At 26.7% G+C, this 14,328-nt stretch carries 16 protein-coding genes and 1 tRNA gene; 4 read left to right on the top strand and 13 right to left on the bottom strand.

The features are described 5' to 3' along the window. Positions 1-18: 18 nt before the first annotated feature. From ACLR9T_RS00885 to ACLR9T_RS00825, 13 genes are all read right to left on the bottom strand, one after another. The gene (locus ACLR9T_RS00885; protein ID WP_413107645.1) at positions 19-888 is read right to left on the bottom strand and encodes a zinc ribbon domain-containing protein; all 870 of its coding nucleotides are present in this window, start codon (positions 886-888) and stop codon (positions 19-21) included. Positions 889-896: 8 nt separating this feature from the next. Continuing rightward, entirely contained in the window at positions 897-1,412 is a 516-nt protein-coding gene (locus ACLR9T_RS00880) for a bacteriocin (RefSeq protein WP_413107644.1), read from the bottom strand. Beyond that, on the bottom strand, positions 1,412-2,929 hold the full coding sequence (gene gpmI, locus ACLR9T_RS00875) for a 2,3-bisphosphoglycerate-independent phosphoglycerate mutase (protein ID WP_413107643.1): 1,518 nt from the start codon (positions 2,927-2,929) through the stop codon (positions 1,412-1,414). Before gpmI ends, ACLR9T_RS00880 begins: the two co-directional genes overlap by 1 nt. Before the next feature lie 108 nt (positions 2,930-3,037). Beyond that, positions 3,038-3,223, bottom strand: a complete 186-nt coding sequence (locus ACLR9T_RS00870) for a LiaF transmembrane domain-containing protein (protein ID WP_413107642.1) — start codon at positions 3,221-3,223, stop codon at positions 3,038-3,040. 49 nt (positions 3,224-3,272) lie between these two features. Next, positions 3,273-3,650, bottom strand: a complete 378-nt coding sequence (locus ACLR9T_RS00865; protein WP_413107641.1) for a hypothetical protein — start codon at positions 3,648-3,650, stop codon at positions 3,273-3,275. Then, entirely contained in the window at positions 3,631-4,221 is a 591-nt protein-coding gene (locus tag ACLR9T_RS00860; protein WP_413107640.1) for a CDP-alcohol phosphatidyltransferase family protein, read from the bottom strand. Before ACLR9T_RS00860 ends, ACLR9T_RS00865 begins: the two co-directional genes overlap by 20 nt. A gap of 89 nt (positions 4,222-4,310) precedes the next feature. Next, positions 4,311-4,742 (bottom strand): GNAT family N-acetyltransferase, encoded by a 432-nt coding sequence (locus ACLR9T_RS00855; RefSeq protein ID WP_413107639.1) that lies wholly within the window; start codon positions 4,740-4,742, stop codon positions 4,311-4,313. Further along, entirely contained in the window at positions 4,732-5,637 is a 906-nt protein-coding gene (locus ACLR9T_RS00850) for an alpha/beta fold hydrolase (RefSeq protein ID WP_413107638.1), read from the bottom strand. Before ACLR9T_RS00850 ends, ACLR9T_RS00855 begins: the two co-directional genes overlap by 11 nt. A gap of 47 nt (positions 5,638-5,684) precedes the next feature. Next, positions 5,685-6,437 carry an SDR family oxidoreductase gene (locus ACLR9T_RS00845; RefSeq protein ID WP_413107637.1) on the bottom strand — a complete coding sequence of 251 codons (753 nt, stop codon included), beginning with the start codon at positions 6,435-6,437 and terminating at the stop codon, positions 5,685-5,687. A gap of 76 nt (positions 6,438-6,513) precedes the next feature. Continuing rightward, positions 6,514-7,704 carry an AI-2E family transporter gene (locus tag ACLR9T_RS00840; protein WP_413107636.1) on the bottom strand — a complete coding sequence of 397 codons (1,191 nt, stop codon included), beginning with the start codon at positions 7,702-7,704 and terminating at the stop codon, positions 6,514-6,516. An 83-nt stretch (positions 7,705-7,787) separates the two neighbouring features. Then, positions 7,788-8,132 carry a DUF2085 domain-containing protein gene (locus tag ACLR9T_RS00835; protein ID WP_413107635.1) on the bottom strand — a complete coding sequence of 115 codons (345 nt, stop codon included), beginning with the start codon at positions 8,130-8,132 and terminating at the stop codon, positions 7,788-7,790. A gap of 1 nt (position 8,133) precedes the next feature. Further along, positions 8,134-8,484, bottom strand: a complete 351-nt coding sequence (locus ACLR9T_RS00830) for a zinc-ribbon domain-containing protein (protein WP_413107634.1) — start codon at positions 8,482-8,484, stop codon at positions 8,134-8,136. 14 nt (positions 8,485-8,498) lie between these two features. Beyond that, on the bottom strand, positions 8,499-9,233 hold the full coding sequence (locus ACLR9T_RS00825; RefSeq protein WP_413107633.1) for a copper homeostasis protein CutC: 735 nt from the start codon (positions 9,231-9,233) through the stop codon (positions 8,499-8,501). A gap of 168 nt (positions 9,234-9,401) precedes the next feature. Here ACLR9T_RS00825 and ACLR9T_RS00820 point away from each other — a divergent pair. The 4 genes from ACLR9T_RS00820 (at position 9,402) to ACLR9T_RS00805 (ending at position 14,173) form a co-directional block, all read left to right on the top strand. Beyond that, positions 9,402-9,478: transfer RNA gene (locus ACLR9T_RS00820), tRNA-Arg, on the top strand. A gap of 646 nt (positions 9,479-10,124) precedes the next feature. Continuing rightward, a complete protein-coding gene (locus ACLR9T_RS00815) occupies positions 10,125-11,405 on the top strand; it encodes an ABC transporter substrate-binding protein (RefSeq protein WP_413107632.1) in 1,281 nt (426 codons plus the stop codon). Then, positions 11,392-13,599, top strand: coding sequence for an EAL domain-containing protein (locus ACLR9T_RS00810; RefSeq protein ID WP_413107631.1), 2,208 nt, complete (start codon positions 11,392-11,394; stop codon positions 13,597-13,599). Before ACLR9T_RS00815 ends, ACLR9T_RS00810 begins: the two co-directional genes overlap by 14 nt. 145 nt (positions 13,600-13,744) lie before the next feature. Then, positions 13,745-14,173 carry a MerR family transcriptional regulator gene (locus ACLR9T_RS00805; RefSeq protein ID WP_413107630.1) on the top strand — a complete coding sequence of 143 codons (429 nt, stop codon included), beginning with the start codon at positions 13,745-13,747 and terminating at the stop codon, positions 14,171-14,173. Positions 14,174-14,328: the final 155 nt, after the last annotated feature.

Genomic DNA, 14,328 nt, shown 5'->3' with positions numbered 1-14,328 from the left:
TGATATTACACCTGCTTTTTAAATTAGTTTATCTAAATTAGCTTTTGCTCTATAAATAATCTTAAAACGATAACCTTCATTTGCTGATAATACTCGCATTGATGTCTTTGAATCATCTGCTGAAGCATTTACTCCAATACCATAATTACCTAAATTTTCACTACGTTCACTAAAACTATTTTCTAAATCATTAAATTTTTTACCAGCTTCATTAAAACTTTTAAAATCTTGATCATCATTGATTAATGTAATAATTTCTTTAAACAATGGGTAGCTATCTTCTTTTATTTTTAATGATTCAAAATCTTTTAAACCAGTAGTACTTTGACTGATATTTATACCATTAGTTTTACCAGATAGATCATAAGATAAATCAATCGTTATTTCATTATTATCAGTATTTAATTCATAACTAAGTTCAGTATAAACATTATTTTGATCAGTTACATAGAAACTATACTCTTTTTTTAACTTAGTCTTTTCATATTTATTAACAAGCTCTTTTAAATCATTTTCGAACTTTTCAATTTTATCAACATATTTATCACTATTGGTAACTAACTTTTTAAAGTCAGATAATGATCCAAAGTAATATTCAGTCTGTTCGCTCTTTATATCAGCTTTTCCTAAGGGACCTAGAGTAATGGCATCCTTAGGTGTATTAACAACATTTTCACTTGATACTGCTTCACCTAAAAGACTTCCAAACAACATTGTCGATATCATTGGTGAAAAGATTAGGAAAATTGCTAAAATAATATATAAAGAGTTTGGGAAAGCATTTGTTCTCTTCATTGGTTTATAACCTTTTTCTAAACGATTGCCACAATGTGGACATACTTTAGCACTATCAGGAACATTTTTTTTACAATACGGACACTGTTTCATTTAACCACCTACTCATAAATATTTGACATCCAGGTTTTGAAATCCTTAACATATTTTTCTTTAGCCTGCTCTTTTTTCTTACTATCTTTAATTTCATAATAATCTTCACTTAAATAAGTATACTCACTAATTGTTTCACCTTTATTAACTAATTTTAAAATCGGTGTCCAGTTAAAATCTAATTTTTCACGAATATTTTCGTAAAAATCTTTTTCTTCTTGCGTCGCATCTTCTTTTTTAGAAGCATCTCTAAACGTTTTAATATTTAAATAATATACATATGTACCCTCATTTTCTTCTAAATATGATGTTAGGATCGGTTCAAATTCTCTACAGTCACCACAATCAGGACGTCCAATATATAAAACAAATAACTCATCACTTTTTAATTTCTTTTGTAATTGTTCATAAGTTATTTCATGGATTCCTGAAAGAGATGAATCTTTTTTTATATGATTAGTGGATGCTTGCTGGCATCCACTAATCATAAATAAACATAAAATTAAAGCGAGTAATTTTTTCATTACTTAATTAAAGATTCTCCATCCATTTCTGCAGGAATTTCTAATCCTAATAATTGTAAGATAGTTGGAGCTAAATCTCCTAACTTACCATCTTCTTTTAATTCTAAATGAGAGTTTGTTAAAATCAAAGGTACTTCATTAGTTGTATGAGCAGTAAATGGATTATTATCTTCATCCAATAACATTTCGCTATTACCATGATCAGCAGTAATCAACATAGTTCCCCCTAATTCAAGAACTTTATCATATACAGCACCAACACATTCATCAACTACACTTACTGCTTTAATTGCTGCAGGAATAATTCCTGTATGTCCAACCATATCACAGTTTGCAAAATTAACAATTATAACATCATGAATATCTTTATCTAATTCCTCAATTAGTTTATCCTTAACTTCATAAGCTGACATTTCAGGTTGAAGATCATAGGTTGCAACCTTTGGTGAATTTACTAATACACGTGTAGCACCTTCAATTTCCTTATCAACACCACCATCAAAGAAGAATGTAACATGCGCATATTTTTCGGTTTCGGCAATTCTTAATTGTTTCATTCCTTTTGCAGATAAATAATCACCTAAAGTGTTAGTTAATTCAGGTAATGCAAAAGCAATTGAACCATTAACACTATCAGCATATTTCATCATACATACAAAAGTTAAATTTTTAGGTACATTATTAAATGTATGATCATAAAAACCTTCATTAGTCATTACTGTTGCTAATTGAATCGCTCTATCAGGTCTAAAGTTTGCAAAGATTACTGAATCACCATCAGCAACTTGTCCATCAACATTTTTATTATATCCTGGAATTACAAATTCATCAAAAGTTTCTTTAGCATAAGAATCTTTAACATATTGAACTGGACATTCAAAGCTTTCACCTTTATGATTAACAATTGCATCAAAAGCTAATTCAACACGATCAAATCTTTTATCACGATCCATTGCATAATATCTACCAGATACTGTAGCAATTTGAGCAACACCGATTTCTTCAATTTTATCTGCTAATTCTTTAACAAAGTCTGCCCCACTATCTGGAGCAACATCACGTCCATCTAAAAATGCATGAACATAAACCTTTTGCAAACCTTCTTGTTTAGCCAATCTTAATAATGCATAAATATGTTCATTTGATGAATGTACTCCACCATTTGATAATAATCCCCAAATATGTAATTTAGTATTATTTTCTTTAGCATTATTGATTGCTTTTAAAAATTCAGCATTTTTATAAAAAGTTCCATCTTCAACTGCTTTATTAATTAAAGTCAATGATTGATAAACTGTTCTACCAGCACCAATATTGAAATGTCCAACTTCACTATTTCCCATTTGTCCATCAGGCAGTCCTACTGGCATACCAGAAGCTTTAATTCTAGTAGTTGGATAAATCATCATTAAATCATCTATATTTGGTGTATTTGCAAGTTTTACTGCATTACCATCAATTCTGTTACTTAAACCGTATCCATCTAAGATACATAATACAATTGGTCTTTTTTTCATTATTTTTAATCCTCCATTTTCATGAACCATTATAACTTGTTTACCTATAATAATCAAACAAGAATGCTTTGAAAAATAAAAAAATTAGTACTTTTTATGATACTAATTTTATTTTTTCTTCTTTTTAGGGGTCGTTATAATATACATACCAATAAAACATAAGATCAACGGCCAATATCCCTTAATATAATAAGCAATTGTTGCTACAATTCCTTGAAAATCTTTGGTTCTATCCATTGTTAAGATCATTCCTAAAAAAACTAGAACTATTCCCGCATTTTTCCGAAAATCCATTTCTATCACCCCTATTATTGTAACAAAAGTAATAAACTGAATTTGTCGATTAGAGGATAGAGTGTGCAAAGGTTAATAAATTATTTAAATTAACTAATTCCCTTCCTTTTTGAGAATAAACATATAACTTATTATCTTTAAATTCAAATTTATTTGAATGGATAATACTATTGATATCTTTTCTTGTTTCCTCATCAATATGAATAAAAACATTTTCAGACATTTTTCTAAGTAAAATACATAAGCTAGCTAAAGCTAATTCTAAATCAAATTGTGCTCTAATTATATCTTTATGTAACACCGTTTCATCAAAAATCCCTTTTTTATTTTTAATCTTTTTTATATGATTAATCACCGCTTCAACACTATTTATCTCATCTTCCAGCATATCTAAATAGCATTCTTCTTTAATTTCTCTTTTGTTCATTTAACAGCTTTTCCTTTTCCTTAACTAGATAATTTAATTCTTTACCATATAATATAAAAGATAATAACATTAAAGCACTGCTTGTAATAATCAATACTGTACTAGCCATAGTATCAGGAATATGTAAACCAATCAAAAGGATTACAATAATGTAAAAATAAGCTGTTGCAATTTTTCCCCACCATGAAGCTCCCTGAATCTTTAAACCATAATCATACAGATATAGTCCCACAATTCCTAACATCCCATCTTTTAAAACAATAATTATTAATAAGATCCATGCTAAAGGATAATTAAATAGTAATGTAATCGCAATCGTAAATTGAGTTAACTTATCAGCAATCGGATCAATCAATTTACCAAAATCTGTAATCATATCATATTTTCTAGCAATAAAACCATCTAAAAAATCACTAATTCCTGATAACACCAATACAAACGCAGCTACAATAAAATGATATTCAAATTCTGATCTAAAATATACATATAAAAATATTGGGATTAGTAAAATTCTAAAATAACATAAACAATTTGGTATATTAAACAAATTCTCTTTATTTTTCATATCCATATATATTCCTCTTTTAGCTTATTATAATTTACTTTTATAATAAGTCAAATTTTTTTATCATAATCAGGAATGCACTTTAAATCAAATAATTATAATGATTTTCTCATTGTAACATGCGGGCACCACTCATCATAATAGACATCACCTTCTATTTGGTACCCTAGTTTTTCATAAAAACCTTGAGCTCGCTGCTGTGCAGATAATTGAGTAGTTAAATATCCTAACCTTTTAGCCTCATTTTCTAAAGTAAAAACTATTTTACTACCGAGTCCTATTTTTCGACACTCTTTGATTGTCGCTATTCGCCCCAAAATCATCGTTGCCTGATCTTGTTCATACATCCTACCAGTTGCTATTGCTTTGTCATTTTGATAAATTACTAAATGATAAGCAGATTCATCAATATCATCAAATTCATTTTCAAAACCTTGTTCTTCAACAAATACTAGCTGTCTAATTAATCTGGCATCATCAAAATCTTCTTTGCCATGACTAATTTTATATTCTAATTTATCTTTCATCTCTTGCTCCTATAAAATCATTAATTTTACTGTAGACTTTTTGTTTATTTACTTCATTTAAAATTTCATGCCTCATTTCATCAAAAAGTATTTCCTCAACATCTTGATACCCACTATTTTTTAAATGCTTAACAGCATGAGTAAACTTCTTTTCATTAATAAGGCAAGGGTCTTCACGACCTGAGATAAACAAAATTGGTAGTTTACTATTAACATCATAATCAACCTGTTGATATGTTTTCTGCATTAATGTAAATAAATTATAAAACCCGTTGATCGTGAATATGAATGTACATAATGGATCTTGATTATATTCATCTACAACATTACTATCACTACATATCCATTGATTAGGCTTTTCAAATCCTTTATTAAAAGCACCAAATGACATTCTTTGCATCAATTTACTACAATATCGATCATCTTTGATAACCATAAAAAGTTTACAAATATGTTTACCTATCTTTGTAAATTTATTATAGCTAGGACTTCCACAAACAATAAGTCCCTCAATTTCATGATCATATTTTTGAATATAGTTTCTTATAATCAGTGATCCCATCGAGTGCCCTAATAAATATAAAGGTAAATCAATAAACCTATTCTTTATATATTTACTTAATAAATAAACATCTTCAACAATTGCATATGCATCATCTTCATAAAAATATCCTAAATCATTTTTATTCAAAACACTTTTGCCATGTCCCCGATGATCATGGATAATTACGATATAACCATTTTGATTCAAGTAATTAATAAAATCTAAATATCGTTCCTTATGTTCACACATTCCATGGGCTATTTGAACAATTCCCTTAGGATCAATACAAGTTGAAACAATAACATCGAGAGGTAAATCATCATAACTAGAATTAATTTTTATTCTTTCCACTAAATCACCCCTATTAATTATATCATATAAAAACAGCCTATGCTAATTTATAGACTGTCTTCATCATCTTTAAATTTCCAATTCCACTCATTATGATAAATCATTCGTTTACTCATGCCACCATCAATCGTAAATGTTTCACCAGTAATAAATGTTTGATTACATAAATACATAACCATTTCTGAAATATCTTTAGGACTTCCTACTTTACCTGCAGGAATCGATTTTTGATCAATTTTACTAATTAATTCTTTTTCATCAACATGAATCCAGCCCGGTGCAATACAATTAACAAGAACATCAGGAGCTAAAGATATTGCTAAACTATGAGTTAAGGCAACTATTCCTCCTTTAGCACTAGCATATGCTTCACTATTAAGTTCTGATTGAAAGGCTCTTGATGAAGCAATATTTATAATCTTACCTTTATTTTTAATTAATTCTTGTTTACATAATAATGCTAATGCATATGGGGCTTTTAGACCTACTGCTAAAACTTCATCAAAATCTTCATAACTGGCATTATTTAATATTCCACCTTTATTTATACAAGCATTATTAATTAGGATATCGATCCTACTCATTTTTTTTAAAGCAAATAAAACAAAGTTATCTAATACTTTTTTATCCTTTATATCACCATGAAAAAAATACAAATTTTCACTTGTATTACCAAAAGCACTACCAGCTTCTTTATCAACATCAATAAAACAAACCTGATATGATTTAGCTAAAAAATCAAGACAAATCTGTTTTCCGATTCCTTTTCCTCCACCTGTAACAATAACTCCCTTTTTCATTATCTAGCCTCCTTTATAAATATTTAATTGTAATATAAAAACAACTATGATAATAATCATAATCGTTTTAAATCAATTATTTAACTTTTTCAATCACTGTTTCCGTTATTTTTAATTTACGTTTCTCTAACACCTTATTAACAAGTTCACTTGCCAAAGAATATAAACATGCTGCACTAGGAACAGCAATCACCATTCCAAATATACCAAAAAGATCACCAAAAATAAAGATTGAAAGTAATACCCAGATTCCTGGTAAACCAACTGAATTGCCAACTACTTTTGGATAGATAAAATTATCTTCCAATTGAGATAAAACCTGAAAATAGATCATGAACCACACTGCCAATAAAGCATCTTTTGATAAAATCAAAACTGCACCTACAAACATTGCAGCAATTGGTCCAAAAAAAGGTACAAAAGAAAATAACGATATAATTGTTGCAATCAATTCCGGATAAGGGAAACTAAATAATCGCATAGTTATATAATATAATACCCATAATATACAGGCTTCTGTCAATTGTCCACTAATAAAACTAGAAAATACTTCATTAGTTTTATGAGCATAATCAAAAATAATTTTAGTAACACGATAACCACAAATAGCCCCGATTGCTTTTCTTAGCTGGCGCAAAAATGTTTCTTTATTACCCAATAAATATAACGAAAATATAAATCCTGTAAAAGCTATTCCAAATTTAGATAGAAAATCTGTAGCATTAGCCATAATTCCACCAGCACTTTTTGATAAAAAATTCAAAGCTTGGGATACCATATCCTGCCAAGGCATATTAATCAAATTTTTTACACTGCCTATATCTTCCATTCTAAAATCAATTCCAAAATATATAAATATTTCATCGATATTATCAAATACATTAACTAAAAAAGATGAAATATTACTAATTAGTGAAACTAAACTACTAACTAAGTTAGGAATAACAATACTTGCAATAATAACAATCAATAATAACATTAAGATCAATGTTGAAACTATTGCTAATCCTCGTTTTTTACGATAGATAAAACCATCTTTCTTACATCTTTTTTCAATTTGTCCCTCAATTAATTTCATTGGCTGATTTATAATATAGGCTATAATTATTCCATAGAACAGATATTTTAAAGAACCCATAATCACAGCTATAACACCATATATATTGCCAAGATTAATTAATAAATAAATAAGAAAAACTGTAAAAGCAGCAATAATTATTCCTGGTTTTACTTGTTTTTTTAAATCCTCATCTAATAAATTACGCATAAATTCACCTCTATATTTAATAATTATAACATATCTCATCTATTATTATAACTATTGTTGATTCTTAAATAAAAATGCAGTTATTAAACTGCATCATAAAACATATTACTTAGATAAATAATTCCTTCTCCGATTCCAACTCCAAATAATATACCTGTAATCAATCTTAATGAATTATTGCTAATATATGGAGTTAATAGCTGTAAAAAGCCATCAATTATCATTGGTATAATTAATAAAATATATTGTATCTTCGGTTTATTATTTCTTAAATAATATAAAATAGCCAACATACCAATAATTACACCACTGCACCGATAACATAAAATAAAACAAAAATCTCCAATATGCAATGCCCTAGAAGGAATACCATTACACAAAGGTACTTTTCCTATTTGCAAGATTCGTTCTATAATTATTTTAATCATTTTAGATACTTATTACATTTATTGTACTCTCTGTAGAATATGAGTGCCAAGATTCTGAATGAAATATTCCCGAAAAAACACAACATATAAAAATCACAATACATATTACTCCAGCAATTATTCCATTCAAACAAGATTTAGCTCTTTTTGGAAACTCTTTAAACCAAACAATATATAATACTAATCCTATATATGGCATGAAAAAACTTAATAATGTATACCCAAAATTTGTTTCATCATTAGGATTAACATATCCTGATGGACTAGACCCTTGATATCTTAAATCTGCGCCACAAACAGGACAAAAGTTTGCTCCATCAACAACTTTTCTTCCACATTTATTACATAACATAATTTACTTTCCCCTTACTTTTCAACTATATCTACTAACATCTCTACTAATTCATGATTAACAACATCATATTCATTATCATGATAACTAAAATCAACTTTATTATTTATTGTAGTTGGGTCTATTATCCACTCTTTACAAGAGCTATGAACTTGATTAATACCTGTATATTCTAAAAATTGTTTAACATTATTAGCATTAATTCCACTTCCAGCTAATATTTCAATACTATTACCATAAGCATCATGTAAATATTTTATCATTTCTTTTCCCCTAGGTGCTTGACTCTGTAACCCGCTTGTCAAGATTCGATCTATTCCTATAGTAATTAAAATATTCATGGCTTTATCAATATCATAAACACAATCAATTGCACGATGGAAAACTGCCGTTTTATGATATGATTTAATAATTTCTAACATTTCTCGTGTTTGTGGAATATTTATTTCCCCTTCTTCATCTAAACACCCAAAAGCAATTCCATCAGCACCATTATCTAATAATATTTCTGCATCTAATTTCATAATTTCAAAATCTTCATCATTATAACAAAATCCAGCTCCCCGTGGTCTAACCATACAGATTACTTCTAAATCAGTATTTTCTTTAACTTTTAACAGGGTTGCTAAGGATGGGGTTAACCCGCCCATATGCAAAGCACTGTTTAACTCAATTCTCCGTGCTCCCCCATATTGTGCCTGCAAAGCATCATAATAACTACCACAACATATCTCAACAATTCTTTCCATATTTTCAACTCCTTACATACTATAATTATAACACTTTTTATATTCTATTGTTTATGATTTGATTTTTATTTATACAAATGTTAAAATCTAATAGCTAGTATATTCATATAGCTTAAAGAATGGGGACCCTATTTTATAAGTGTCTGATCATCTAATTAAAAAAAACTTGGCGCATTAGCTCAGCTGGATAGAGCACACGCCTCCTAAGCGTGGGGTCGGGCGTTCAAATCGCCCATGTGCCGCCATTTTTATTAATAACTTAAGAACATAAAATGTTATGTTCTTTTTTGTTTTTTACCAATATTCAATTAGATAGAAAGAATCAGCAAATAAAACCTTTACTTTTATTAAGTATGCCCAATAAAGCTGAAGAAAGACTTTATTTAAATCTGCTTAACATTTAATCAAAAAATATTTCAGGTATATGAAAAATAAACTAATATATGTTAATCTAGATAAAATTGATATAAATAATGTTTGTGATATTAGCATAAATAGAGATTTAATCAATATACAGTTACTATTATAGTATAGAAAAAAACCATATCTACTTATTAATATTGAATCTTGCCTTAAAAAATCATTTACTATTTATATAAAGTTTTTATTCACATAATAAATAATATTTCAAAAAATAAGCTTCCTTTACTCACTTTTTATTATATGATATTTATTTAATTATTAACCATCTTATTACTTTTCACAAATACATTTTACCTTGAAAATAACAACAAAAATAATTACTATGTCAAAATTTAGAATTTTGACATAGTTTGCTACAAATGATAAAATATTAAACAGATAATTACATAAAAATCAAATTTTAAGCCAATAATATTTTTTACTAATTACAAAAATAAATATCTGTCATTTTAGATGAGAGGAGTCATGATGAAATTAAATAAAATAATTAAATGTTTTTTAATTATTTCATTACTATTTTTTTATAATGGTTGTCAAGATAATTCTAAAAATATAGTGATATCTCAAGATAATGAGGAAGTAATTGAATTGAATTTTTATGGATATAAAACAGAAGCTATTAATGTTGTAGCAATTGAAGAAATATTACAGAGCTTTATGAAAAAGTATCCCAATATAAAAATTACCTATGAAAGTGTAAAAGGAATTGAATATTACGAGATATTAAAAAAACGGTTATCATCAGGGAATTATGATGATATTTTTATGATTGATGAGGATAATCTAAATGAGCTTAAAGATGAGCAGTACTTTGAAGATTTATCTGATCTTTCAACAATTAATAATTTTAATGATCTTTCATTAAACCAAATGTACCAAGATGATGGCAGAATTCTCTACATACCTACTTCTATTTCTGCTTTTGGGTTATATTGTAATTTAGACCTTTTAAATAAACACACAAAAAAAGTTCCTAAAAATGAGGCAGAATTTAAAAAAGTATGCAAATATTTTGTTGATAAAGGAATTACTCCTATAATAGCCAATAACGATATTTCACTAAAAACAATTGCTTTAGCTAAAGGATTAAATAGTTTATATCAAAGTAATGACTTTAAAGAAAAAATTGATGAGATTAATCAAAATAGTCAAATTTTATCAGATTATTTGAAGGTTGGTTATGAATATGTTGAAGAAATGATTAAAAATAAGTATATTGATGTAAATCAAACTATAATTACCAAAAAAACATCTGATGACCTTTTAGAATTTGAAAAAGGAAAAAATCCCTTTATGTTAACAGGGGCATGGGCATCCATAAGAATTAAAAATGATGCTCCAAACCTAAATTATGAAATTCATCCCTACCCTATTTTAGAATCCGGTTCAGTAGTTGTTACAAATATTGATACTAGAATATGTGTCAATGCTAAAGGTAAGCATAAAAAAGAAGCTAAAAAATTTGTTGAATATATGAGTCAACCTGATAATATGTGGAAATTTGCAAATAGTCAGTGCTCATTTAGTCCATTGAAAGAATCCAAATCACCTGATGATATTGCAATTCAACCACTTACAAATCATATTAATAATTTGTCAATATTAGGTTCCGATAGTCGTATCAAATATCCACTTTGGTCTCTAAGCAGAGATGGTATAAAAAAACTATTAGAAGGCAATAGTGTTGATCAAGCATTAGAACTAATAAAAAAGGTTAACAATGAGGAAAATAAGTATGCAAAAAACTAAGAAACCAGTAATCATTATTTGTAGTTTAATTGCTATGATAATAGTTGGGGTTACAATGCTTATCTACATTAATTATGTACAACACTCTTTATGGGAAGATTCTGTATCTGATATTTTAGAGGCAACATCACAGGAAAGTGAATCTTTCCAGTTATATCTAAATAAAAATCTAGAAAATTTAAATAATATTTTAAAAACTATGCCTAATAGAGATGATTCAAATAAGGATGTTTATTTAAAAAAATTAGCGGAAAATAATAGCAGTTATAATTACATAAATTTAGATGATAATTATTATTTTAATAACAACGGTAAGTATCCTTTGACATCTTCAAATATAAATAAGATTAATGATTTTAATAGTAGCGGTATTACTAAACCTTATTTTAATAATGAAACAGGGGTTAATGTAATTGCAACTTATACTAAAATTAATAATGAATTACTAATCAAAGAAACTAAAGTTGATTATTTTGTTAAACAATTCTCTTTATCCTTTTATAATGATTTAGGTTTTTCATATATTGTTAATAGTGATGGAGATGTTTTAATTCGTTCTAGTCATAAAAATTCAAATCGAACAATGAAAAATTTATATGATATAATTGATCTAGAGGGAAATAAACAGGATGTCATTAATTCGTTTAAATCTTCTATTTCTAATGGACAAAAAGGTATAGCCTTATTTAATTATCATAATAATACTAACCTCTTTTGTTATGTACCAATTGATCATACTAATAATTGGTATATTATCTCAATTATTCCAAATGATGCCATAATGGCTCAGGCTAATAAAATAATTATCTTTACTATTATTTTATCCTTAGTAATTATTTGCTCAATAGCTTTGATATTATTGTTATATCATTATAATGATAAAAAACAAAAAGATAAAATATTAAATCTTGCCTATTATGATCCACTAACACATCTATATAATTATCAGAAATTTAAATATGAAGGTGAAGCTAAACTAAAAAACTTAATTGATAAATGGGCAATAATATATATTGATATTGATGGATTTAAAACTATTAATGATTTAAGTGGTTATGAATTTGGAGATCAAATATTAAAAGAATTAGCTAAAATTATTGAAAAAACTATTTCTAACGCTGGTATAGCTTGTCATATTACTGCAGATAAATTTTTAATAATGCATAAATATTCAAACAAAGATGATTTAAAGTTATTATGTCATAAGATAAATCATCAATTTCAATTTACTTTAAAAGAAAATGATTTTCAAAAAGAAACATATTTAAATATGGGGGTATGTTGTTATGAAGATACAAAAGCTGTTACAAATATTGATAGTATGATTGACCGTAGTCATTTAGCTTTAAAGAAGGCATTAATAGATCATGATAATTATTTTGTTTTCTATAATTATAAAATGAGAGAAAAATTAATTAAAGAAGCAGAGATTGAAGCTAAAATGGTAAAAGCTCTTAATAATAATGAATTTGTATTTTATTTACAACCTAAATTTAATTGCCAAGGTAAACAATTGTTTGGTGCTGAGGCATTAGTACGTTGGATCGATGATAATGGTCAAATGATTATGCCAGGCGACTTTATTCCATTATTTGAAAGAAATGGTTTTATTATAAAATTGGATGAATATATTTTTGAAAGTGTTTGTAAATATCTTTCTAATCGAATTCAACTTAATCTTTCAATTATTCCTATCTCAATAAATATCTCACGTTTACATTTATTTCAAAATAATTTTGTTGATAAATATTTAGAAATCAAGAATAAATATGCCATCCCAGATAAAATATTGGAATTAGAAATAACTGAAAATATTTTAATAGATAATCTACATGCTACGCAAAAGGTTATTACAAGATTACAAAGACATGGTTTTATATGCTCAATTGATGATTTTGGTAGTGGTTATTCTTCATTAAATTCACTTAAAGATTTACCATTTGATATTATTAAATTAGATAAACTATTTTTAGATAACAGTTATAATATTAAAAAAAGTCAAGAAATCATTAAATCTATTATTACTATGGCTAAAAATATTAATATCTTAACCGTCGCAGAAGGAGTAGAAACAAATGAACAGTTAAATTTTCTTCAACTAGCAGGTTGTGATATAATACAAGGATATATTTTCTCTAAGCCTATTTCGGTTGAAGATTTTGAAAATATATTTAAAAATTTATATAATAGCTAAATATGTAAGGTAATTTATAATTGATTTTAAACAAACTATAGACCATTTTAGATAATAAGCTGAATTTTAATATTCAGCTTTTCTTTATATTTTCTTGACATTCCCGCACACAGGATACTTTATACTTATTTTAAAGGAGGTAATTATGTATTTAATAAGTCAGTTTTCTAAAATTTCTGGATTAACTATAAAAGCATTACGTTACTATGATGAAAAAGGTATTTTAATCCCAAATTATCGGAATAATGAAAATAAGTACCGTTATTATAGTGATGATGATTTAAAAAAAGCATTACTAATTAAATTATTAAGATCACTAGATTTTTCAATAATGGAAATAACAGAAATTCTAGACTTAGTTAAAAATAAAGAAGATTTAACCTATATATTACAAGAAAAAATTAAACATATTGAAAAAAACATTTCAAAAGAAAAAGATTTAATAAAAAAAATAAATAATAATACAGTTTCTCTAATAAAAGAATCTAATTTTATAACTATAAAATCAATACTATTGAAATTGATGAAGTATATGTTGCCGCAATTAGATTTACTAGTAATTATCAGGATTTAGATAAATATGTTCCTATACTTTATAAAATAGTTAAAAATAATAGTCTTGGCAAACACTTTAATTGTTATTTTGATAATGATTACTCACAACCTGCAAATATTGAATTATGTATCCCGATTAAAAAGGAAATATTTAACTCGTTAATTTCATGTAAA

The organism is Thomasclavelia sp., from assembly GCF_047249845.1.
Taxonomy (GTDB): domain Bacteria; phylum Bacillota_I; class Bacilli_A; order Erysipelotrichales; family Coprobacillaceae; genus Thomasclavelia.
This window is presented reverse-complemented; position numbering and strand designations above follow the sequence as displayed.